This window comes from Lacticaseibacillus baoqingensis (genome assembly GCF_003946165.1).
Classification (GTDB): Bacteria; Bacillota; Bacilli; order Lactobacillales; family Lactobacillaceae; genus Lacticaseibacillus; species Lacticaseibacillus baoqingensis.
Map to the genome: position 1 here is coordinate 101,636 of NZ_RHOI01000005.1, position 22,430 is coordinate 124,065.

Annotated in this window: 18 protein-coding genes, 24 tRNA genes and 1 pseudogene; 4 read left to right on the top strand and 39 right to left on the bottom strand. The window is 52.0% G+C overall.

What is annotated here, in order from left to right; genetic code table 11:
- Positions 1 to 3 precede the first annotated feature (3 nt).
- Together EKM91_RS03235 and leuS are read right to left on the bottom strand one after the other, a co-directional pair.
- Complete coding sequence (locus tag EKM91_RS03235; protein WP_125749707.1) at positions 4 to 1,641, bottom strand: putative polysaccharide biosynthesis protein; 1,638 nt, start codon at positions 1,639 to 1,641, stop codon at positions 4 to 6.
- A gap of 229 nt (positions 1,642 to 1,870) precedes the next feature.
- Entirely contained in the window at positions 1,871 to 4,282 is a 2,412-nt protein-coding gene (gene leuS / locus EKM91_RS03240) for a leucine--tRNA ligase (RefSeq protein WP_125749710.1), read from the bottom strand.
- A gap of 357 nt (positions 4,283 to 4,639) precedes the next feature.
- On the opposite strand from leuS, the gene EKM91_RS03245 reads away from it, so the two are divergent.
- The 4 genes from EKM91_RS03245 to EKM91_RS03260 all read left to right on the top strand — a co-directional run bounded on the left by EKM91_RS03245 (position 4,640) and on the right by EKM91_RS03260 (position 8,592).
- A complete protein-coding gene (locus EKM91_RS03245; protein ID WP_125749713.1) occupies positions 4,640 to 5,320 on the top strand; it encodes a phosphatase PAP2 family protein in 681 nt (226 codons plus the stop codon).
- Positions 5,321 to 5,413: 93 nt separating this feature from the next.
- Positions 5,414 to 6,313 (top strand): ABC transporter ATP-binding protein, encoded by a 900-nt coding sequence (locus EKM91_RS03250; protein WP_125749716.1) that lies wholly within the window; start codon positions 5,414 to 5,416, stop codon positions 6,311 to 6,313.
- Positions 6,310 to 7,926: an ABC transporter permease gene (locus tag EKM91_RS03255; RefSeq protein WP_125749719.1), complete on the top strand. Its 1,617-nt coding sequence runs from the start codon at positions 6,310 to 6,312 to the stop codon at positions 7,924 to 7,926. Before EKM91_RS03250 ends, EKM91_RS03255 begins: the two co-directional genes overlap by 4 nt.
- Before the next feature lie 18 nt (positions 7,927 to 7,944).
- Entirely contained in the window at positions 7,945 to 8,592 is a 648-nt protein-coding gene (locus tag EKM91_RS03260) for a TetR/AcrR family transcriptional regulator (RefSeq protein ID WP_125749722.1), read from the top strand.
- 76 nt (positions 8,593 to 8,668) lie between these two features.
- Here EKM91_RS03260 and EKM91_RS03265 read toward each other — a convergent pair whose 3' ends face one another.
- The 37 genes and pseudogenes from EKM91_RS03265 to EKM91_RS03445 form a co-directional block, all read right to left on the bottom strand.
- Complete coding sequence (locus EKM91_RS03265; RefSeq protein WP_125749725.1) at positions 8,669 to 10,066, bottom strand: MFS transporter; 1,398 nt, start codon at positions 10,064 to 10,066, stop codon at positions 8,669 to 8,671.
- 214 nt (positions 10,067 to 10,280) lie between these two features.
- Entirely contained in the window at positions 10,281 to 10,694 is a 414-nt protein-coding gene (locus tag EKM91_RS03270; RefSeq protein ID WP_125749728.1) for a MerR family transcriptional regulator, read from the bottom strand.
- 68 nt (positions 10,695 to 10,762) lie between these two features.
- Positions 10,763 to 11,365 (bottom strand): annotated as a pseudogene (locus EKM91_RS03275) (NAD(P)H-binding protein).
- Complete coding sequence (locus EKM91_RS03280) at positions 11,362 to 12,702, bottom strand: MFS transporter (protein WP_125749730.1); 1,341 nt, start codon at positions 12,700 to 12,702, stop codon at positions 11,362 to 11,364. The pseudogene EKM91_RS03275 and the gene EKM91_RS03280 overlap by 4 nt, the downstream one beginning before the upstream one ends.
- 155 nt (positions 12,703 to 12,857) lie before the next feature.
- The gene (locus tag EKM91_RS03285) at positions 12,858 to 13,901 is read right to left on the bottom strand and encodes a zinc-dependent alcohol dehydrogenase family protein (protein ID WP_125749733.1); all 1,044 of its coding nucleotides are present in this window, start codon (positions 13,899 to 13,901) and stop codon (positions 12,858 to 12,860) included.
- A 114-nt stretch (positions 13,902 to 14,015) separates the two neighbouring features.
- Positions 14,016 to 14,429 (bottom strand): MarR family winged helix-turn-helix transcriptional regulator, encoded by a 414-nt coding sequence (locus EKM91_RS03290; protein WP_125749737.1) that lies wholly within the window; start codon positions 14,427 to 14,429, stop codon positions 14,016 to 14,018.
- A gap of 97 nt (positions 14,430 to 14,526) precedes the next feature.
- Positions 14,527 to 14,919: a 30S ribosomal protein S9 gene (gene rpsI, locus EKM91_RS03295; RefSeq protein WP_125749739.1), complete on the bottom strand. Its 393-nt coding sequence runs from the start codon at positions 14,917 to 14,919 to the stop codon at positions 14,527 to 14,529.
- 13 nt (positions 14,920 to 14,932) lie between these two features.
- Positions 14,933 to 15,379, bottom strand: a complete 447-nt coding sequence (gene rplM / locus EKM91_RS03300) for a 50S ribosomal protein L13 (protein ID WP_125749742.1) — start codon at positions 15,377 to 15,379, stop codon at positions 14,933 to 14,935.
- Between the two features lie 129 nt (positions 15,380 to 15,508).
- Positions 15,509 to 16,681: an MFS transporter gene (locus EKM91_RS03305; protein ID WP_125749745.1), complete on the bottom strand. Its 1,173-nt coding sequence runs from the start codon at positions 16,679 to 16,681 to the stop codon at positions 15,509 to 15,511.
- Between the two features lie 25 nt (positions 16,682 to 16,706).
- Entirely contained in the window at positions 16,707 to 17,453 is a 747-nt protein-coding gene (truA, locus tag EKM91_RS03310) for a tRNA pseudouridine(38-40) synthase TruA (protein ID WP_125749748.1), read from the bottom strand.
- 86 nt (positions 17,454 to 17,539) lie between these two features.
- Positions 17,540 to 18,334 (bottom strand): energy-coupling factor transporter transmembrane component T family protein, encoded by a 795-nt coding sequence (locus tag EKM91_RS03315; protein WP_125749751.1) that lies wholly within the window; start codon positions 18,332 to 18,334, stop codon positions 17,540 to 17,542.
- Positions 18,327 to 19,193 carry an energy-coupling factor ABC transporter ATP-binding protein gene (locus EKM91_RS03320; RefSeq protein WP_125749754.1) on the bottom strand — a complete coding sequence of 289 codons (867 nt, stop codon included), beginning with the start codon at positions 19,191 to 19,193 and terminating at the stop codon, positions 18,327 to 18,329. The genes EKM91_RS03315 and EKM91_RS03320 overlap by 8 nt, the downstream gene beginning before the upstream one ends.
- Positions 19,169 to 20,005, bottom strand: coding sequence for an energy-coupling factor ABC transporter ATP-binding protein (locus EKM91_RS03325; protein WP_125749757.1), 837 nt, complete (start codon positions 20,003 to 20,005; stop codon positions 19,169 to 19,171). The genes EKM91_RS03320 and EKM91_RS03325 overlap by 25 nt, the downstream gene beginning before the upstream one ends.
- Positions 20,006 to 20,159: 154 nt before the next feature.
- Positions 20,160 to 20,243 (bottom strand) — tRNA-Leu (locus tag EKM91_RS03330).
- A 45-nt stretch (positions 20,244 to 20,288) separates the two neighbouring features.
- Positions 20,289 to 20,360: transfer RNA gene (locus tag EKM91_RS03335), tRNA-Cys, on the bottom strand.
- Positions 20,361 to 20,385: 25 nt separating this feature from the next.
- A tRNA-Gln gene (locus EKM91_RS03340) sits at positions 20,386 to 20,457 on the bottom strand.
- 6 nt (positions 20,458 to 20,463) lie between these two features.
- Positions 20,464 to 20,536 (bottom strand) — tRNA-His (locus EKM91_RS03345).
- Positions 20,537 to 20,550: 14 nt separating this feature from the next.
- A tRNA-Trp gene (locus tag EKM91_RS03350) sits at positions 20,551 to 20,621 on the bottom strand.
- Between the two features lie 5 nt (positions 20,622 to 20,626).
- Positions 20,627 to 20,707, bottom strand: a tRNA-Tyr gene (locus tag EKM91_RS03355).
- A gap of 6 nt (positions 20,708 to 20,713) precedes the next feature.
- Positions 20,714 to 20,786, bottom strand: a tRNA-Phe gene (locus tag EKM91_RS03360).
- Between the two features lie 5 nt (positions 20,787 to 20,791).
- Positions 20,792 to 20,865: transfer RNA gene (locus EKM91_RS03365), tRNA-Asp, on the bottom strand.
- Between the two features lie 17 nt (positions 20,866 to 20,882).
- Positions 20,883 to 20,956: transfer RNA gene (locus EKM91_RS03370), tRNA-Met, on the bottom strand.
- A gap of 11 nt (positions 20,957 to 20,967) precedes the next feature.
- A tRNA-Ser gene (locus EKM91_RS03375) sits at positions 20,968 to 21,055 on the bottom strand.
- Between the two features lie 15 nt (positions 21,056 to 21,070).
- A tRNA-Glu gene (locus EKM91_RS03380) sits at positions 21,071 to 21,142 on the bottom strand.
- A gap of 9 nt (positions 21,143 to 21,151) precedes the next feature.
- Positions 21,152 to 21,239 (bottom strand) — tRNA-Ser (locus EKM91_RS03385).
- A 22-nt stretch (positions 21,240 to 21,261) separates the two neighbouring features.
- Positions 21,262 to 21,335: transfer RNA gene (locus EKM91_RS03390), tRNA-Ile, on the bottom strand.
- A gap of 13 nt (positions 21,336 to 21,348) precedes the next feature.
- Positions 21,349 to 21,419, bottom strand: a tRNA-Gly gene (locus EKM91_RS03395).
- Between the two features lie 18 nt (positions 21,420 to 21,437).
- Positions 21,438 to 21,510 (bottom strand) — tRNA-Phe (locus EKM91_RS03400).
- 5 nt (positions 21,511 to 21,515) lie between these two features.
- Positions 21,516 to 21,589: transfer RNA gene (locus EKM91_RS03405), tRNA-Asp, on the bottom strand.
- A gap of 2 nt (positions 21,590 to 21,591) precedes the next feature.
- Positions 21,592 to 21,665: transfer RNA gene (locus tag EKM91_RS03410), tRNA-Met, on the bottom strand.
- 45 nt (positions 21,666 to 21,710) lie between these two features.
- Positions 21,711 to 21,784: transfer RNA gene (locus EKM91_RS03415), tRNA-Ile, on the bottom strand.
- A gap of 8 nt (positions 21,785 to 21,792) precedes the next feature.
- Positions 21,793 to 21,866 (bottom strand) — tRNA-Met (locus tag EKM91_RS03420).
- A 25-nt stretch (positions 21,867 to 21,891) separates the two neighbouring features.
- Positions 21,892 to 21,965, bottom strand: a tRNA-Pro gene (locus EKM91_RS03425).
- Positions 21,966 to 21,970: 5 nt separating this feature from the next.
- A tRNA-Arg gene (locus EKM91_RS03430) sits at positions 21,971 to 22,044 on the bottom strand.
- A 26-nt stretch (positions 22,045 to 22,070) separates the two neighbouring features.
- Positions 22,071 to 22,142, bottom strand: a tRNA-Gly gene (locus EKM91_RS03435).
- A gap of 17 nt (positions 22,143 to 22,159) precedes the next feature.
- Positions 22,160 to 22,232, bottom strand: a tRNA-Thr gene (locus EKM91_RS03440).
- Positions 22,233 to 22,274: 42 nt separating this feature from the next.
- Positions 22,275 to 22,347 (bottom strand) — tRNA-Val (locus tag EKM91_RS03445).
- Positions 22,348 to 22,430: the final 83 nt, after the last annotated feature.

Genomic DNA, 22,430 nt, shown 5'->3' on the forward strand with positions numbered 1-22,430 from the left:
TTTTCACCTGATGTGTAGCCGCCGCCGTAACCCAGCAATCCGCTGACCAATGATCAAATCGGCCAGTCGCGTTTTCAACACTGCATAGGCATAAACGCCGACTCCTAATGGCAAGGCGATCACGATCATGACGATCGCCGTAATGGCAGAAGCGGGGTTCATGATCAAACTCAGCGTTTGCACGATGATGCGCACCACGGCAAACATCACCAATGAAAACGCAGTGATCCCGATCAAACGCCGCCATGTCTGCTTGTCCTTGTAGTGATAGCGGACCCGCAGCGAATGCAGCATCAAGCCGCTGGTTACCAGCATCCCAGCCATGGAGGCTAACGTCGGGCCATAAACGTTGAAAAAGAAGATCAATGGCCACTGCAAGGCAAACTTGACGCCAAAGCCGATCAGCATTTCACCGATTGCCAATTTATTATGAAACAACCCTTGCAATAACGTCGCCAATACCGTGAATAAGCCTAGTAAGATCGCCAACAGACTCGATAGCTCTAACATATGGATACCCAAGGCATCATAGCCATAAAACAAGACGTATAACGGCGTCGCGATCCCGGCCATGCCAATGGCGGCCGGTACCATCACAATATAAAACAACTGCAAGGTATTGGTGATTTGGGTGGCGACCTCACGCCGATCGCCGCGCGTGGCGGCAGCCGCCAGCAACGGCAACGCCGTGACGGCCATGGCCACCGCCAAACTGACGACGATCATGATCAATTTATTGGCATTGCCGGCAAACAAGGCATAGATCTCGTCGAGGCGCGGCTTCCCAACTAAATACCGTTGCTGCATCAAGGGATTGAACGTATATTGATCGACAATGTAATACAAATTGATTGCCGAATCCAACACGATGAACGGAATGGCTTGCTTGAAGATATCGATCAAAATCTGACCGACGGAAATTTGGATCTGGTCGGCACTTTGCGCCGCCAGCCCAGCAAACCGTTCCTTTTGCCGGAATAAGTAGATCACTAAGAGGCTGAGCCCAAAAACTGCCCCCACAAACGCTGCGAAAGTTGATTGTGACACTGCATCGACGTAATTATGATTGCCTAAGCGCATGATCACATACGTCATCAGCAACATATAAATGATCCGCGCAACTTGCTCGATGAACTGACTGATCGCACTAGGCGCCATTTCGTTATAGCCTTGGAAAAAGCCGCGCAACAAACTCATCAGCGGAATGATCAACAACGGCCAAGCCAACGACCTAAACACCTGCGTCAGCGCCGGATCATGGACCGCCAACCATGGCGCCAACGCCCATAAGGCCCCACAAGAAATGAGGCCCATTGCCGACATCAATAAGGCCCCGTTCCAAAATAGTTTAAATCCAGTTTTATATTCATTGAGTGCATTATAATGGGCAACTTGCTTGGAGATCGCACTCGGGATCCCCGCAGTGCTGATGATCAAAAAAACGCTGTAGATCTGATAACCCTTGGTAAATAAAGCGTTGGCGGTCAAAAAAGCCGCGCCCATCCAGATCCGCCACGGGACGATATAGATCGCCCCTAGGATCCGGGAAAGAATGCTGCCGGCAGTCATCCACGCCGATCCCCGCAGCATCTGTTCCTTTGCAGACCGTTCAACGTGGGCTGCAGGTGTATGTTTATCCATTTAAAAAGGACGCTCCTCACAATGCCAGATACTTTATATTTTAATTGAAAGCCCGCCCCCTTTCAACGCCAACCCGCCTTGTGTCACGCTGCACCTATAAAACTTCCATGCCAAAAACAGCGCTTAACGGCAACGCAAACGCCGATGACCAGCGTGCTTACGGCGCGAGTCATCGGCGTTTTGAGGCTAAACTTTGGATTAGTGACGCTTTTATTAAGGCAATTAAAACTTACCGCACCACAATATTGACGATTTTCTTTGGTACCACGATTTCTTTAACGACCGTCTTGTTGGCGATGAACTTCTTGACGTTTTCGACTGTTTTAGCCGCCGCTTTGATCGTGTCATCGTCAGTACCGGCATCGACTTGGATATGGCCGCGCAGCTTACCATTGACTTGTACCATCATTTGATAAGAATCAGTGACTAATGCTTGCGGGTCAAACGTTGGCCAAGGTTCATAAGTCAAGCTGTGGTCGTGATCCAACTTGCTCCAGATCTCTTCCATCAAATGCGGTGCGATCGGTGCCAACATCTTCACGAAGCCTTCAACATACTCATAAGGCAGCACGTCAACTTTTTGTGCTTCATTGATGAAGACCATCATTTGCGAGATCGCGGTATTGAAATGCAGATCTTCAAAGTCGGTGGTGACTTTCTTCACCGTTTCGTTGTATACCTTGTCCAGCTTGCCATCATTGAAGGTCGTGATATGATCACGCATCTTGCCTTCATCATCAATGAAGGTGCGATAGACCCGATCCAAGAACTTGCGAGCCCCGGCTAAACCAGTCGTGCTCCAGGCGATCCCAGCATCCAATGGGCCCATGAACATCTCATACAAGCGCAATGTATCTGCCCCGTACTGTTCAACGACATCATCTGGGTTGACGACGTTGCCTTTGGATTTGGACATCTTTTCGTGGTTGTCCCCTAAGATCATCCCTTGGTTGTACAAGCGCTGGAATGGTTCCTTATTTGGAATCGCGCCAATGTCATACAAGAACAAGTTCCAAAAACGCGCATACAGCAAATGTAAAACCGCGTGTTCGGCACCACCAATATACAAATCGACCGGCAGCCATTCTTTGAGCTTGTCATAATCCGCTAAGGCTTCTTTGTTATGCGGATCAACGAAGCGTAAGAAATACCAAGAGCTCCCTGCCCATTGTGGCATCGTGTTAGTTTCGCGTTTGCCTTTGCGCCCATTTTTATCCACCACATTGACCCAATCTTCAAGATTGGCTAGTGGTGATTCGCCCGTACCAGAAGGCTTGATATCAGCTTCTTCAGGCAGCATTAATGGCAATTCGTCTTCTGGAACCAAAGTGGTTTCGCCATCTTCCCAATGGATCACAGGGATCGGCTCGCCCCAATAGCGTTGCCGAGAAAAGACCCAATCACGCAGCTTGTAATTGACCTTCTTTTCACCAAAGCCTTTATCGGCTAACCATTCAACGACCTTGTCGATCGCATCTGCTTTATTCAAACCGTCTAAAAAGCCGGAATTGATGTGGACCCCGTCGCCAGTATAAGCCGCATCCTCGACATCCCCGCCGGCGATCACCGGCACGATCTTCAAGCCGAATTTCTTAGCAAATGCCCAGTCCCGGTCATCATGTGCTGGCACCGCCATGATCGCACCAGTCCCATAGCTGGCCAATACATAATCAGAGATCCAAATCGGCAGCTTTTCGCCATTAACCGGATTGAGCGCATATGCCCCAGTCCAAACGCCGGTCTTATCTTTATTCAGATCCGTCCGTTCCAAATCTGATTTATGCGCGATCGCGGCTTGATATTCTGCCACCGCCGCTTTTTGTTCTGGGGTCGTGATTGCATCGACTAACTCATGTTCCGGCGCCATCACCATGTAGCTGGCCCCAAACAACGTATCCGGCCGGGTAGTGAAAATATCAAACGCCTGGTTTGAATCAGCCACTTGGAAGGTCACTTGGGCCCCGACAGACCGCCCGATCCAGTTGCGCTGCATCTGCTTGATGTTTTCCGGCCAATCCAAGTTATCCAGATCTTCTAACAACCGGTCAGCATAAGCGGTGATCTTGAGCATCCACTGCCGCATTGGCTTGCGCACGACTGGGAAGCCCCCGCGTTCGGTTTTGCCATCGATCACTTCTTCGTTGGCCACCACGGTACCTAGATCTGGACTCCAGTTGACTGGGATCTCTGCTTCATAAGCCAAGCCGCGCTTGTACAACTGCTCAAAGATCCACTGTGTCCACTTATAATAACCAGGGTCAGTCGTCGCCAGTTCGCGGTTCCAATCGTAAGAAAAACCCAGGCTGTTGATCTGGCGCTTGAAGTTTTCGATATTCTTCTTGGTGAATTCTTTGGGGTTGTGGCCCGTGTTCAAGGCATATTGCTCAGCTGGCAAACCAAACGCATCCCAGCCCATTGGATGCAAGACATTATAGCCTTGCATCCGCTTCATCCGAGCGGTGATATCAGTTGCGGTGTAGCCTTCAGGATGCCCAACATGCAAGCCTTGACCAGACGGGTACGGAAACATGTCGAGTGCGTAATAGTTTTTCTTGTTGGGATCTGTGGTGGTATTGAATTCATTGTGCTCTGCCCAATACTTTTGCCACTTCTTCTCGATCGCCTTGTGATCGTATGCCATCAATATTGCCTCCTAAGATTGCTCAAACAAACAAAAAACCGCCCTATACATATAGGACGGATTTCCCGCGGTACCACCTAAGTTCTGCGATTGCAGCGCTTGAACGGATAACGGTCAGGGCCGGCAGCCGTTACTGGATTCACGGTCGCAACGCAAAGGTGAGTTCATCGACCGCCATGCCAGGCTCACATTGCCCGCCTGATTTCTGACTGTCCCGCAGGTCAATTACTAGTCCCTTGTTCGTTTGATATTGGGTCAATAATAGCAAAATCTCCGCGACATAACAAGCCTTCTCACCGGAAAACGTGCTAAGATGCAAGCATAATCTTTAGCCTTTAGGCTAGAAAGCAGGTCATTATGTCACGTCCAAAATTACCCTTGATCGTTGCTGTTGGTGCTTGGCTTGCCAGTTTGCCCTTGATCATTGGCGTCGCCACCAAAGCGCCTTGGGTGCATGCCTTCGACCAGCCCGTGATCAATGCGGTCACCGCCTGGCGTCCCGCTGAGTTGACGCATTTTTTGCTGGTCATCACCGCCAGCGGCAATCCAGCAAGTGTCGTCGGCTTAGCCGCTGTCTTCGCGTTTGCGCTGATCTACAGCCGCCGAAGGCATCAAGCCGCTTTTGTTGGCATCAACGTTGCCGGGCTCAGTGCGGTCAATCATCTACTCAAACAATGGCTCCAACGCCCGCGCCCATTTATCGCCGATCCCACGATCACCCCCTTGACTGCTGCCGGTGGGTTTTCATTTCCTAGCGGTCATGCTTCTGGGGCGATGCTTTTATATGGCAGCTTAATACTTTTAACCACCCTTTGGTCATGGCCCCCAAAACGGCGCTGGCTCACCCGACTGTTGGCCGGGCTAATGATCTTATTGATCGGTTATTCGCGCATCTACGTTCAAGTTCATTACCCTAGTGACGTCTTGGCCGGGTATCTGACTGCCTTAGGGAGTTTATGCTTGCTGTGGTGGCTGGCTTATCCGCAACTGGCAGCAGAACAGCACCAGTTGACGCAAGACGTGCTTTTGCAAAAATGACTGGCTAGTCATTGACCGGCCAGTCATTTTGGTGCTAAACTGCAGTTGCAACCTTGATGCACCCGCGTTTACCCTTTTAAGGAGGCCATCAACATGGCACAACCAGTGGTTTCGCTCCAACATCTGCAAAAACGGTTTGGGCACTTCCAAGCGCTTAAAGACGTCACCTTAACCGTCAATGCCGGAGAGGTTTTTGGTTTTATCGGGCCAAATGGGGCCGGCAAGTCCACCACGATCCGCACACTATTAGGAATTTTGAAAAAAAGCGGCGGTGAAGCAACGATTTTCGGCAAAGACGTTTGGCAAGATGCCGTTTGGATCCACAAACGCCTCGCCTATGTCCCTGGCGACGTCTATTTGTGGCCCAATTTATCTGGCGGTGAAGTGATCGATTTCTTATTGAAGCTCAATGGCCAACGCCACAGTGCGGCCACTGATGCTTTGATCCAAGATTTTGCACTGGATGTGACTAAAAAATGCCGCACCTATTCCAAAGGCAACCGCCAAAAAGTGGCATTGATCGCCGCTTTTTCAACGGCAGCAGACTTGTACATCTTTGATGAACCGACCAGCGGCTTGGACCCACTGATGGAAGCCGTCTTCCAAAAACATGTCCGCGCTTTAAAAACCGCAGGCAAATCTGTGCTGCTTTCCAGCCACATTCTCAGTGAAGTCGAGCGCATGTGTGACCGTATCGGGATCATTCGCGCCGGGGAAGTCATTGAAACCGGCTCATTAGCCGATATGCGCCACCTTTCCCGCACCCAGATCAAAGTCACGACCAGCCAAGATCCGAGCGCGATCCAGCAGTTGGCTGCCGTACACGGGTTTACCCAAACTGGCAGCCAAATCAGTTTTGCCGTCGATTCTGAACAGCTCAATACCGTGTTAACGGCCTTGACGCCATTGGGGATCCAACAATTACAAAGCACCCCGCCGACTTTAGAAGACCTCTTTTTGCGGTATTACCACCAGCAGGAGGCGCAGTCATGATGACCCACAATGCAAATGTCGGCCAGCTCTTACACCTAAATCTGCGCCGCGACTGGTTGAAACTTGCCCTTTGGCTGATCGGCTTGGTGGGGTTGATGGGCGGTGCCGCAGCAAAATTCAACGGGTTATACGGCACGCAAACCGCCATGCGATCGATCATCACCACCCTGAAAGCGCCTGCAATGGTGTCACTGCTCGGCCCATTTACGGCTGCTCAGCCATATACCGTCGCCGGGATTTATGCCGCAGAAATGATGGTTTTTATGGGCTTATTTGTCGCCATGATGAATATCTATTTTGCCATTCATGCGACTCGCCAAGATGAGGATTCCGGCTTGGTCGAATTGGTCCGCGCCCATGCTACCGGGCGCAATGCCCCACTGACCGCCGCAATTTTAGAGTTGCTTTTACTGAATTTGACGGCCGGTATCTTGGAAGCCTTGAGTCTGCAAGTTTCCGGCATGCACGGCATGACCACTGTGGGCAATTGGCTTTTTGGCGCCGGGTTAGCCGCATTTGGCTTGATGTTTGGGGCTTTTAGCTTGCTGTGGGCGCAATTGGCAGATACTAGCCGTGATGCCACCATGATGAGTTATGTCTGGCTGGGCAGCTTATTCATTGCTCGGATGGCCACTGATGTGCAAGCGCCAGAGGCGACTTGGCTGACGGTGTATGGCTGGATCGAAAAACTTGATATTTACGCGACTGATCAGTGGCTGCCGGTTGGCTTGATGCTTGCCGTAACTGTGGTTTTAGGCGTTTTGACGCTTGCCGTCACCCAAAATCGCGATGTTGGCGCTGGGCTTTTGCCGCAACGCAAAGGACGGCAAGGCGCCTCTGTTTGGTTGAACAGCCCATTGGCGCTGATCGCCCGCCTTGAGCGCACCAGTACCTTGATCTGGCTTTTCGGGCTGGGTATTTTAGGGGCCACTTATGGTTCGATTTTTGGTACCGCCGGTGATTTGTTAACTTCCAATCCGACGATGGCCAAATTGATCGGTACTGCCGCCACGCATGCCGCAAATCGGACCATTGTTTTGGCTTTCACCAACAAATTAGCGGTGATTTTCGTCATCCTCGCGACGCTGCCAGGCTTAAGTACGCTTTTGCGCATCAACGCAGATGAACGCAAAGGCTACTTTGAAGCCCTACATGCCCGCAACGTCAGCCGCACCCGGCTATATGCCAGCATCGCCGTATATGGCTTGCTGGTTGCGGTACTCGCCTTTTTTTGCGGGATGGTCGGGATGATCGCCGCTGGCCAAGCCGTCATGCCGCATGCACCGACCGTCAGCCACTTGATGCGCGCTTTTTGGGGATATGTGCCGGCGCTGATCGTGGTCTATGGCTTAGGGGCATGTTTGGTCGGGCTGCTGCCGCGCTGGCAAAGCGTCATTTGGATCTGGCCAGCATATGGGTTTTTCTCGTTATATCTCGGCAGTCTGCTTGATCTTCCTCAGTGGGCCACCCGGCTGACTCCATATGGTTGGATCAATAACGTCCCAGTAGCGCAGGTCCAGTGGCCGACAGCCGCTTGGATGACCTTATTGGGCCTTGGCTTGATCCTTTGTGGCGGGTGTGCGTATGCTAACAGAGATTTGATGGTAAATTGACCAAGAAATGGAGTGCTCATGGTAAAATCTCGTCCTGCGATCGACCCAGAAAAAAAAGCGCGGATCCTCGATCGCGCCATGCATCAATTTGCTCAATCCGGCTACCGCGACACCAAGACTGACGCGATCGCCCAAGCTGCCAATGTTTCTAAGGGATTGATCTTTAACTACTTTGGCTCCAAAGAGCAGCTTTATTTAGAAACGGTGCAAACGACCTATGCCAAGATCATGGCAGTCGCCGACTTGTCGGTATGGCAAGAGGCGCCTGACCTCAAGCAAATGATCCAGCGGGCATTGCGCTACAAGATCAGCTTGCAACTGCAATATCCTGATGAGTTCGCATTGAGTATGCAGGCCTTTGCAGAAGTCGGTCATCTGCCTAAGCGCTTGCAACCTAAGATCCAAGCGATCTGGACCGCTGTCACCACTGAGAACGTGCCGGATATGGTCACGCCTGTGCTCAAGCGCATGCCGCTGCGGCCAGGCATTGCAGTTGAAACTGTCGCCAAACTGTTGCTCACGATGATCGATTTGATCACTGAACAAAGCAAAGAGATGATCCGTCAAGATCCCAATATCAAGATCGACGCCTTTGATCCAGTGATTGCTCAAGTACTTGACGCGATCGATATCCTCGAACATGGCTTTTTAGCCCCTGACGCATGATGGTGTCACAATCAAAACGCGCTTGGATCACGATTCGTTAATCGTGGCCCAAGCGCGTTTTGGCGTTGCGCATCACTTACCTGATCCTTGCAGCCGCCTGATTTGGCCGCGTTGCCAGCCAAACACAAATCACCGAGCAAGCCAACAATACGACTAACACCAGCAACCCATGGGCGCTGCCGACAATGGTCCCAGCAGCTAGCGGCTTAGTCGCGGCTTGTCCTGCTGCGACTAATGCCGCCGCCACACTAGTGCCGACTGCAGCAGCAAATTGCTGCAGCGTGTTGAAGATCGCATTGCCATCAGCAGCTGCCGCTTGTGACAATTGCTTTAACCCGTCGGTCATGATATTGCCATAACTCAAACCGATCCCAAGCATAAAGACCGCATACCAACCCATGATCGCCCCATCGGCCAAGTGGCCACTGCTGATCAGCAAGCCCAACATCCCGCCAAATGCCAATCCTGCACCTAAACGCAGTGGCCATGCAGGCCCAACATGGTCAAACCACCGGCCGCTTAACGGCCCAGCCAAAGCCCCTAAAGCAGCGCCAGGCAACACGATCAGCCCTGCCACCAAGGCGGTTTTGCCATTGACCAGTTGAATATAGTTCGGCAATAAAAACGATAACCCTAACGCACTGATCTGCAAACAAACAAAAGCCCCCACCAGGACCCGAAACGTTGGCGTCGCTAATGGTTGCAAATTAATGATCGGTTGCGCCAAGCGCTGGCTGCGATGCCAAAAACCAGCAAAAGCCAATATTCCAAGTCCCAAAGCACCGCCTACTGACCAACCGAAAAACGCTTGCGTCCCCCAGTTGCTGATACCATAGATCAACCCGGCAAACGTCACGATGACCAAGCCCACGCTTAAGCCATCGATAGCGACTGCTTGGGTGGGATTTTTTTGCTGGATGCACACCACCCCTAAGATCAACGCGATCACTAATACCGGTAATAAAAACATAAAGATATACCGCCAGGACCAAGTCGACACCACAAAGCCGCCAAATGTTGGTCCGATCGCTGGTGCAACGCCGGTGATCATAGTCCCCACGCCCATCATGGTGCCGATTTTAGCTGGTGGAACTTGCTCCAAAATAATATTGAACATCAACGGTAAGGCAATGCCGGTCCCTAGCCCTTGGACCCCGCGGCCTAACAGCAGCATTCCAAAATTGACTGCCGCACCATCTAAGCCTACGCCGATAATAAACCCGCTGATTGCCCACAAAAAAAGCGTTTTGGTGCGAAAACGCCGCTTCAACACGGCTGACAAAGGCACCATCGCTGCGACGACCAATAGATACAAAGTCGTCAGCCACTGGACCGTATTCGTGGCGACATGGAATTCTTTCATTAACGTTGGAAACGTGATGTTCATAGCAGTTTCAACGATCACCCCGCAAAATGACATTAATCCAGTGGCGATGATCGCACCAACGACTTTAGGTGAGATTTTGGTTTGCATGTGTGCCTCCCATTCGTTAGCGAGCTAACGAATACTAGTTTACCGCAATTTTTGGTGTGTGCAAGTTTTTTCGCGATCTCCTGCTGCCCGCCTGGCTCATGTTGGCTGCCTCATTGACGCTCACCTTGTTTGCGAAAAAAAACACCCCTTGATGGGATGCTGGCGGTTAACCGATTTAATGAACGATCCTTGCGGTTGACCATTAGCGGTGCACCTAGTCACGCAGCGTCTCATCCAGGTGCTGAGACTCAAGCTCGCGCAGTTCTGCTTCTGTTGCCACCATGTGGTCATCAAAGTGGGCCAATTTCCAATGCAAGTGGTCAATGGCCGCCTGCAGGTCATCACGCTTTTCTTCCATGATGGCGAGTTGTTCCGCCAAAAGCGTCCGCTGTGCTTCGAGGTTATTTTCCTGAGCATCAAACAGGTGGATATACCGTTGCAAAGACTCGATGCTCATCCCCGCGTTGCGCATCTGCTTGGCAAAGTTGATCCGGCGAATAATACGGTCATCGATTGCTCGCACACCAGCCGCCGACCGGTCAATATTGGGGATCAATCCCTCTTTTTCATAATAGCGGATCGTCGCCGCAGGCACGCCTGTGCGTTCACTGGCTTCTTTGATGTTCATATACTTTCTCCTTGCTTGTTGGTTTAATTATCACTCAATTTGCGGATGCTGGCGAACTGACGCGATATTTATTCTGGCCGGTTGATGCCGATACTTTCACGACTGTAAAGTTTAGCATCGCTCAAGGCCGCAATCGACAATTTGGCGATCGCGCGGCAAGAAACGTCTCGGCCGCCAAACGGTTCGCCTTGGCGCGTGACTTCGTAATCATCACTGCCATGATCAAATCAGCCTGGCCGGATCACAGTATAATTCAGACTTGAGGCGGTGACGATATCCGCTGCTTGCCGATAACCCACAAGCAGCGGGTTATGCGCCAAATTACCTTGGGCCCCCACTCGCGCGGGAATTTCGTTATCAATCCCCATCGAGGCGATAAACACTAATCTAGACGCACCTGCTTCAGTCACTGCGGAAACGATACTGCGCGCCATCGCCGCCAAGTTGCCACTAAGCGCGGCAAAAACAGCATCCACCCCAGCCAGTGCCTTGACCAGTGCCGCTTGATCCAACACGTTAATATTCATTGCTTGTTCTCTTGTCGGGTCAAGGGCAAGGCTTGCAGCATGGCGGGAAACCAACACCAGCTTGGCATCTGTTGTCGCAAGCAATTCCTGGCGCGTGACCCGGCCCAGGGAACCGGTGGCGCCAATTAGCATCATTTTCATCAGTTTTCCTCCGATTTCGTTGTGCGCCGGACAATGTTCAGCGTCGCCAGCAGGGCAATGACCATGAACCCTGCCATCAGCACCGCTGCGTGATCATAACTGACCGCCGCCTTGGTGAAGCCGCTGGTCAGCGCCACAATGACCGACAAACCAAAAGATCCGCCGATTTGGTGGGCGGTGTTGACCACCCCAGAAGCCGCGCCGGCAATAACGGGATCAGTGTGCGCCACCCCGGCTACTGTTAACGGGCTCAAGCTCAAGCCTTGCCCGATCCCAATAATGACCATTGGCATTGCCAAAGCCCAGAAGTAGCCGCCTTGAATGCCGATCAAAGCGCCCATGATCAATCCCGCCAGTGTGATCACAACGCCTGTGACCAACAATTGATTGTTGGTGAAGCGGTTGTTGAGCCGCGCCAACACGGTAGCCGAGATGAACTGCGGAATCGTTTCAGGCAAAAAACCAAGCGCCGCCAGCAGCGGGGTGTAACCGTAAACGTTTTGCATCGCTTGCGGCACCAAGAAGAAGTATGAGATCATCGCCCCAAGGTAGAAGAAGCGCGCGATGTAAGCACTGCTGCGTTCATTATCGGCAAACAACCGCAACGGCATCAACGGGTGAGCGATGCGCGATTCGGCCAACCCGAACAAAGCCAAGAATACCACCGCGACGACCCCAGCCGCCACGCGAGCGTATGCCCCGTTGATGCTGTAAATCAAACCGGCAAAGCCAATGACCGACGTGACGGCACCGACCCAATCAAGCCGCCCGCCTTGCCCTTTGGTCTGAGGCACCACCTTCAACGTCAAGACCAGCAAAACGAGCCCCACCGGCACATTCAACAAGAACCCCACACGCCAAGAAAAATAACTGGCAATCAAACCGCCGATGACTAAGCCAAAGCTGGCGCCAATGCCGGCAGTGGCCCCGTAATAAGCGATGGCGCGCGTGCGCATATTACCGGTATAGTTGTCCATCAACAAAGCCAGCGTGGTTGGCGCCAGAATCGCCGACCCCACCCCTTGCAATGCGCGCATGGCAATGATCAGGGCCCCGTTTTGCGCCAACCCGACCAGCAAGGAACCGATCGTAAACAAGGTCAAGCCGCTGATAAACACCTTCCTGCGCCCAATCATATCACCGGCGCGCCCGCCAAGCATCAACAACCCGCCAAAAGTCAGCGCGTAAGCATTCGTCACCCAAGCCAGACTCTGCGCATCCATCTGCAAGTCTTGCGCGATCTTAACCGTGCTGGTAAACACGATGGAATTATCTAACAGGATCATCAAGTAACTGATCAAGATGATTGGCAGCACCAACCCAAATTTTTGTTTTTGCATGACAGCCTCCAAGCTTGTTTTCATGTAAACGCCGATATGACAGCGTTGTTCTTAACTGATGAATTTAGCTTAAGCCTTAAAGTGAACTTTAAGGCAAGGCTTTTCTGCAAAAAAAAGCAACTTTTCTCGGATTTGCGAGAAAAGTTGCAATGGGTTTATTCGCTGATCACCAGCAACGACTTAATCGCGGTGCGCTGATCCATCGCCGCATAAGCAGCTTGCACATGATCCAGGTCAAAGCGCTTGGTGAAGACCTTGCCAGGATGGATCTCACCGTTCAACACCGCTTGCAGCAGTCCGCCACGGTCATGCGTGGTGACCGCCGCGACGCCGCCGCGCAAGCCGATGTTGCGCCAAAACAAGTCGTTGGTGTTCATCTGCGGGTTTTGCGGAATGCCAACGCGGCCAACAACCGCACCTGGCCGGCCCACTTGCACCGCCGTGGCCACTGACTGTTCGTTCCCAACGCATTCAAGGATAGCATCAGCACCGCTGTCGTCGGTAAGCGCCATGACCTTAGCCACCGCTTCATCCCCACGTTCAGGCACAATGTCGGTAGCGCCAAATTCCCGCGCCAGCGCCTGGCGATCGGCATGGCGGCTCATGGCAATGATTCGCTTTGCGCCAAGCAGCTTGGCAGAAAGCACCCCACTTAAGCCCACGGCGCCATCACCCATGACCACCACTGTGTCACCAGGTTTCACTTCGGCAGCCTGTGCAGCGTGGTAACCCGTCGCCATCACGTCAGACAAGGCCAACAAGTCATTGAGCTGCTCATCAGTGTAGTCGCTTGGTTGGCCCGGCACTTTCACCAGCGCCCAGTTGGCATTCTCATAGCGCAAATACTCCGCTTGATAACCCACCGGGCTGCCTTGATGCTTAAACGTGAGACAGTCCCCGTCAAAGCCTGCCAAGCAAGCTGCACAATGACCGCAACCATGAGTGAACGGGACAATGACAAAATCGCCAGGCTGCACATTGGTCACAGCCGCCCCGACACTTTCAACCACGCCGATCGCCTCGTGGCCGACTGGTTGGTTAGCGGCGCGCTTGGAAATGCCGCGGTACCACCACAGATCCGACCCGCATACGCACGCGCGCACGATACGGATCACTGCGTCTGTAGGAAATTCCACCTGGGGTTTAGGCAAGTCGTGTACTGCCACTTGACCTGGTTCAACAAAAATTGCTGCTTTCATATTTTCCTCCTTGATCTCAGGCAACTGCCGTCGCCACTTTGCATGATGCCTTTAGCCTACACCTTAAAGTGAACTTTAAGGCAAGTCCTGAATATCAAATCAAGAGCGCCGCTTTTATGGCGTGTTCAGCTCGGTAAAATACTGCAGCATCTGCACGAACAATGCCCGTTGTGCTGGTGTAAAGGCGGTGGTCATGGCCGTTTGTTGCTGCGCAATGTAGGCGGTGACAGTATGGTACAAAGCTTGGGCTTTAGGCGCCAAGCGCACCATTTTTTGCCGCGCATCATCGGCAGCGATCGTCCGCGAGATCAAGCCGCGCGCTTCCATTCGCTGCAAGGCCACCGTCGCAGTAGAGCGTTGAATATTGAATTCTGTTTCGATATCGCGTTGTAAAACTTGCTCATGTTGGCCCACAAAATCGATGATCGACATTTGCATCCCGGTCAGATCAAATTGCTTGGCATAAGCATCCATGGCCTTATTCATCTGATTGGTGGCATGTTTGAGCAGCTTCCCATAATCAACCATGCGGTCTTGTCTCCTTTAGCTGAGCTTTTGCCTTCAATCGCTTCAAAAAAAGCACCCCATAAATGGGATGCTTCGTATCCAATCGCTGATCTGATGATTAACGCTTGGAGAATTGACTAGCCTTACGAGCCTTCTTCAGACCTGGCTTCTTACGTTCCTTCATACGAGGGTCACGTGTCAGCATACCGCCGCGCTTAAGGGCGCCGCGGAAGTCTGGGTCAACAGTGAGCAGCGCACGAGCAATGCCGTGACGGGTTGCGCCGGCTTGGCCAGTGTAACCACCACCGTTAACATTAACTAGGACATCATATTGACCAGTGGTTTCGGTCATGCCGAAAGGCTGAGTCATGTCCAAGATCAAGTGTTCGTATGGGAGATAGTCGTGAACGTCCTTGCCGTTCATCGTGATCTTGCCGTTACCTGGAACCAAACGGACCCGGGCAACGGAGTTTTTGCGGCGACCTGTGCCGCTGTAAGATACTTGAGCCACAGTTGTATCCTCCTTAGATTAAGTTCGTGATGTCGAGTACTTCAGGCTTTTGGGCAGCATGAGAATGATCTTCCCCTGCATACACATGAAGCTTCAAGAATTGTTGATGGCCAAGAGTGTTCTTGGTTGGCAACATCTTCTTAACAGAGTATTCAACCAAGCGAGCAGGGTTGTTCTTCAGCAAGTCGCCTGCGACTTCATGCTTCAAACCACCTGGATGCTGGCTATGACGATAGTAAATCTTGTCAGAGGCTTTTTTGCCGGTTAACTTCAACTTAGAAGCGTTGATCACGATGACGTTATCACCAGTGTCGACGTTAGGTGTGAAGGTAGGCTTGTTCTTGCCGCGCAGGATGCTGGCAACAACGGAAGACAAACGCCCAAGAGCGATGTCCGTTGCGTCGATCACATACCACTTACGTTCGATTTCGCCTGGCTTAGCCATGAATGTTGTACGCACGATTTGTTTCCTCCAATTTGTTCAGTAAGAGTTTGACACGTTAAGTTTCCGGGGCTTATCGTGGGGCAAACAATACCAGCTACTAATATACCGCAAATTGACAAGCGGGTCAATCCAAGCCGCAAAACTTTACGCCGGCAATCGCGGTTGGCGCATGATCCACCAGCCGCACGCTCCCATCAATAGGCTCAACGCCAAGCACAGCCATAATACCCCTGCCCATGTCAGCGCCTGTGCCAGCAGTGAAAAACTGACCGGACCGATCGCTGCGACTAAATAGCCGCCAGACTGAGCCATTCCGGAAAGACTGGCGGTTTTGGCCGCCGTTGCGGCTTTTTTTTGGAAAAAGACGATACAGACTGAAAAGGCTGCGCCACTGGCACCGCCGGCAATTATGGCCATCGCCGCTTGAAACCAAAAGATGACCGGCCCGACTAAGATCCCGATCAATCCCAAGGCAAATCCGCCGCTGGCAATGACCACGATGATGGCCAAACCGTGTTTGCGCTCGGCAATACTAGGCGTCAATAAGGTCAGCGGCAAGCCAAATAGCTGAAAGCAAGTCGCCAACTCACCAGCGGCCACAGCGTCAAAGCCGGTATGTTGCCAGATCGTTGGCAGCCACGTTAACAAAGAATAATAAAGCAGTGACTGCAACCCAAAAAACAACGCGATCCCCCAAGCCAGCGGCGCATGTCCCACCGTCTCAGCACCCGTGCCAACAGAGGCAGCCAATGGTTGTCCATGCAGCTGCGGCAATGCGCACAGCCAGATCACCAGCGCCAAGACACTGCCGCTGCCTAACAATGCCATCGTCCCAATCGGCCCTACTGCATGTGCCAACAGCCCGGCAGTCCCGGTCCCAAAGCTGGCGACAAGCCCCATGGCGGTGGTATATAGCGTGGTCATCGCGGCGGTTTTGGTGGGGAATTCTTGCTTGATCAATGCCGGTAACAACACATTGCCGCCAGCGATCCCCAATCCCGAAAGCGCCGTTCCCAACAACAAGCCCCAGGCATTTCCCAACAAGCGCAACCCGGCTCCTAACACCAAGGCAGTTGCAGTTACCGCCAGCGTCTTTCCTAATCCCCGGTGCGCGCCGAGCCGCCCAATCAGCGGTGAGGCCAAGGCAAACATGACTAATGGAATCGTCGTCACTAATCCTGCCAAAGCACGCGGTAAGGCGCCAGCTTGAGCCAAGGTGCCGATCAACGGCGGCATCATCGTGATCGGCAAGCGTAAATTGGCCCCGATCAAAAATACCCCCAGCGTTACCAACCATGTCAGCTTTTTTTGTGCCATCCCCTCACCCTTTCATGACTGCTGATCAATCATAATACACTTCTTTAAGATATAACCCTGACGCTGGTGCCGTACCGCGGGCTTGCTGGCGGTCTTTGACCGCATACAAGCGGATAAAATCATGCACCTCTCGGCGGCCGCTGCCGATTTCCAGCAAGGTGGCGACTAATATCCGCACCATGTTATACAAAAAACCATTGCCATAAAACTCAAAGATGACTTCATGATGCGCCGGGTCGTCTTTGACCGTCGCTTCATAGATCGTGCGTACTTTGTCTTGAATCACCCCGCCACTGGCCGCAAAGCTGGTGAAATCATGCGTCCCCACGACATCTTTCAAGGCTTCTTGCACCCGATTCAAATCTAGTGGGTAAGGCCAATGACCGGTGTACAAACGGTTGAATGGATCCGTGAAGCGACCGCGGGCGACTCGGTACAAATACCGTTTGCCGCGAGCTGAATAGCGGGCGTGAAACGCAGCTGGGACGATTTCTGCTTTTAAGATCTCAATATCCAATGGCATCAGCGAATTCATCGCGCGCAGCATCGCTTGTTCCGGGATATTGCCAGGATAATCAAACGAAACGACTTGGCCTAAAGCATGCACGCCTGAATCGGTGCGGCCAGAACCATCCACGTGGATCGCATCCACTTTTGCCATTTTCCCCAAGGCCTTTTGTAACACCCCTTGGACTGTGCGTTGCTGCGGTTGAATCTGATAACCCGCAAAGTGGGTGCCATCATAGGCCAAGGTCAGTTTATAGTGTGTCATTGTTTTCTCCATCAATTCCGATAAAAATTCAGGCGCCCGATTAACATCGCACGCCTGAAAGCATTCCAATCACTTCACTAGCAGCATCACTGCCGTAAAAAGACTAATACGACCGTCAACACGCCCATCCCCAAAGCGGCATAAAGATCTTTGGCATGGTATTGCAAGATACGAAACTTAGTCCGATTATCGCCGCCTTGATAGCCGCGTGCATCCATGGCCGTCGCCAGATCTTCGGCGATGGTAAAACTATCGACGAACAATGGGATCAGCAATGGAACGACGGCTTTCATCTGCTGAAACAGATTGCCTGTACCAAAATCGACCCCACGAGCGCGCTGCGCATTCATGATCTTGGTCGTTTGATCCATCAACGTTGGCACAAACCGCAATGCGATCTGCAAGACTAATGCGAGTTCTGTCACCGGCACTTTGACCTTGCGCAAAGGTTTCAGCAGCGACTCCACAGCATCTGCCAACGAAAGCGGCTGCGTCGTCAACGTCAAAAGCGTCGACACAAAAATGATCAGCACAAAGCGCATGAAAATAAACGCACCATTGGTGAGCCCGTATTGGGTGATCGCCAGCCAGCCAAAAGACCAATACACGGCACCGCCTTTAGTGAAAAAGATCTGCAAAGCGACCGTGAACAAGATCAACCAGATCATTGGCCGCACACCGCGGAGGAAAAACCCGATCCGTACTCGTGACAACAAGATCATGCCCATCGTCGCGGCAAACATCAACAAATAGCTTTGCCAATTGTTCGCGAGAAAAATGATGGCAATATAGTAAAAACTGGCCATCAGCTTAGTGCGCGGATCGAGGCGGTGAACGAATGAATCACCAGGAATATACCGTCCTAATATCAACTTATCCATGCGGCTGCCCTCCGATCTGCGGGAGGAGTTGGTCAGCCAATTCCGCCACCGTCAAAGGCATTGGGGAAAAGGTGAAACCTTTTTGCCGTAAACGTTGCGCAAAACGGGTCGTTTTCGGTAATCCCAGTTGTTTTTGGACCAACCAATCAGGGTCGGCAAAGATCTCTCGCGGTGAACCTTGCCGCACCAAAGCACCGTGTTCCATCACCAGTACATGATCTGCATAATCGGCGACATCATCCATTTGGTGCGTCACCAAAACGATCGTCAGGCCGTGCTCATCATGCAAGCGTTTAAACATGGTCATCATTTCCTGCCGGCCAGCCGGATCTAGGCCGGCCGTTGGTTCGTCTAACACCAGTACCTCTGGCTGCATGGCCAAAACACCAGCAATCGCCACGCGCCGCATTTGCCCACCAGAAAGATCAAATGGTGACTGGTCCAAGACTCCCTTAGGCAACCCAACTTGGGTCACCATTTCTGCGGCTAAAGCCAACGCATCAGCTTCTGGCACCCCAAAATTTTGTGGCCCAAATGCAATATCCTTGGCCACCGTTTGCTCAAACAGCTGACTTTCCGCGAACTGAAAAACCATCCCCACTTTTTGACGCAACGGTTTAAGATGCTTGTTGGACGTCTCATTGGTGATCTTAAAATCCCCGATCGTCACAGTGCCCGCCGTTGGTTTCAGCAGTGCATTCAGATGTTGCAGCAACGTCGATTTTCCGCTTCCTGTATGGCCAATGATCGCCGTATAGCTGCCATCACGGATGGTCGTTGACACGTCTTTAAGCCCATCACCAGCAAAAGGTGTCCCTGCTTGATAAGTAAAACTTACATGGTCGAATGTAATGTCCACAGGTCCTGTACCAACCCTTCCTCATCTAGATACGCCGCTGGCATGCTCACGCCGCGCTTGCGCAATGCCGCCTTTAACTTTTCTGGATAAGGCACATCTAAGCCCAGCGACAATAGTTCTTCTCCGTGTGCAAAAATTTCACTTGGTGTCCCGACTTCTTTGATCTGACCATCATCCAGCAGTAATATCTGATCCGCACTCGCGGCTTCATCGATATCATGAGTGATCGACAACACCGTTAGCTGTTGTTGCTGGCGTAATGTCCGGATCAGCGTTAATATTTCCTGCCGGCCAGCCGGATCAAGCATCGAAGTTGCTTCATCTAAGATGATGATCTCCGGCTGTTGCGCAACGATCCCCGCAATCGCGACCCGCTGCTTTTGCCCACCAGATAACCGCGCAGGTTCTCGGCTGGCAAAATCTTGCATATTGACTGCAGTCAATGCATCCTTGACGCGCGTCACCATTTCCGGACCCGGCACACTGCGATTTTCCAATCCAAAGGCAACGTCATCTGCCACCGTAGCCCCAACAAATTGATTATCCGGATTTTGAAAAACAATCCCGACTTTGGCACGAATATCCCACACGGTTTGTTCGCTGAGGCGCAACCCACCAACGGTCACAGTCCCTGTTTCAGGTGCTAATAAGCCATTGATGTTTTTGGCAAGGGTCGATTTACCGCTGCCGTTATGGCCGATGATGGCCCACCATTGACCTGCAGGTACCGCAAAGGAGACATCGCTCAACGCCGCCTGCTTGGCTTCTGGGTAATGATAACTAAGGTTTTGCACGGTAATCGCATCAGTCAAGTTCGTCGCCTTCCTCTCATTGCATAACGTCAATATCATAACACATTTTACCTGTCAAAACGTTACTTGCATAGCTTCAAGCTGACCCACAAAAAAAGCTCTGAAACGTTAAGATAACGTTTCAGAGCTCATATCATACCATCCGGTATTATGATACCGGCGATCGGGGTCGAACCGATACTCCATTGCTGGAACTGGATTTTGAGTCCAGCGCGTCTGCCAATTCCGCCACGCCGGCATGATATTTAAAGATTATACACTCTTTTGGCCCTAGCCGCAAGAAAGGCGGTGATCGGATTTGAACCGACGCATAGAGGTTTTGCAGACCTTTGCCTTACCACTTGGCTACACCGCCAGGAAAGTGCTGCTCCAAAGAGCAATTGGGGTAGCTGGATTCGAACCAGCGCATGACGGAGTCAAAGTCCGTTGCCTTACCGCTTGGCTATACCCCAGAAAAGGGCGGATAGTGGGGATCGAACCCACGTGTGCCGGTGCCACAAACCGGTGTGTTAACCGCTTCACCATATCCGCCATGGCAATAAAAGCAGGGATAGTAGGAATTGAACCCACACTGACGGTTTTGGAGACCGTAGTTCTACCTTTAAACTATATCCCTATAACTGGAGGATCTAGGATTCGAACCTAGGAACCCGAAGGAACGGATTTACAGTCCGTCGCGTTTAGCCTCTTCGCTAATCCTCCATAAAATGGCGCGGGACGGAATCGAACCGCCGACACATGGAGCTTCAATCCATTGCTCTACCAACTGAGCTACCGAGCCATTAACGGTTCCAACGAGACTCGAACTCGTGATCTCCTGCGTGACAGGCAGGCGTCCTAACCAACTAGACCATGGAACCAACATATTTAATTGTAATTGCGGGAGCTGGATTTGAACCAACGACCTCCGGGTTATGAGCCCGACGAGCTACCAGACTGCTCTATCCCGCGATAATTTTAAAAGGAGAATGAGGGATTCGAACCCTCGCGTGGGTCTCCCCACCTGACGGTTTTCAAGACCGTTCCCTTCAGCCACTTGGGTAATTCTCCATGACTACAGCTGACTGACCCGTACGGGATTTGAACCCATGTTACCGCCGTGAAAGGGCGGTGTCTTAACCACTTGACCAACGGGCCATCATACAACGGAGACGGAGGGATTTGAACCCTCGCGCCAGTTTCCCGACCTACACCCTTAGCAGGGGCGCCTCTTCAGCCACTTGAGTACGTCTCCATGACAATATTATTCAGTTAAATGGGCCTAAATGGACTTGAACCATCGACCTCACGCTTATCAGGCGTGCGCTCTAACCAGCTGAGCTATAGGCCCAAAACAAGATTCCAGCGGGTGACGAGAATCGAACTCGCGACAACAGCTTGGAAGGCTGTGGTTTTACCACTAAACTACACCCGCATTTAAGGTATCGGGTAATGGCGCGGGACAGAATCGAACTGCCGACACATGGAGCTTCAATCCATTGCTCTACCAACTGAGCTACCGAGCCGACACCGGTTCCAACGAGACTCGAACTCGTGATCTCCTGCGTGACAGGCAGGCGTCCTAACCAACTAGACCATGGAACCAATTGCGGGAGCTGGATTTGAACCAACGACCTCCGGGTTATGAGCCCGACGAGCTACCAGACTGCTCTATCCCGCGATAATAGTAAATTTTAAACTAGCCGATCCATCAATTGCGCCACGATGGACCTTGTAGGGCTCGAACCTACGACCGGACGGTTATGAGCCGTCTGCTCTAACCAACTGAGCTAAAGGTCCAAGCACGATCGCGGCGGGGGGGATCGAACCCTCGACCTCCCGGGTATGAACCGGACGCTCTAGCCAGCTGAGCTACACCGCGAAAAACTTTATGGACTCGCGTCCAATCGGGAAAACAGGATTCGAACCTGCGACCCCCTGGTCCCAAACCAGGTGCTCTACCAAGCTGAGCTATTTCCCGAACAATGCACCCAGTAGGAGTCGAACCTACAACCTTCTGATTCGTAGTCAGACACTCTATCCAATTGCGCTATGGGTGCATGTGCTTTCACCGATTACTCGGCGAAGCGGAAGACGAGATTCGAACTCGCGACCCCCACCATGGCAAGGTGATGTTCTACCACTGAACTACTTCCGCATTAAATATTCAATTACTGCCGACTAAAGGATTCGAACCTTCGACCCTCTGTTTACAAGACAGATGCTCTGCCAGCTGAGCTAAGTCGGCATGGACTCAACTGGTTGGTCCTGGATGGATCTGACGATCCAATGGAGGATACAGGGCTCGAACCTGTGACCCTCTGCTTGTAAGGCAGACGCTCTCCCAACTGAGCTAATCCTCCATTTACAGCGTGGCGACTTCCTACCCTCGCAGGCAGTTGCCCACCAACTACTCTCGGCGTAGAGAAGCTTAACTTCTGTGTTC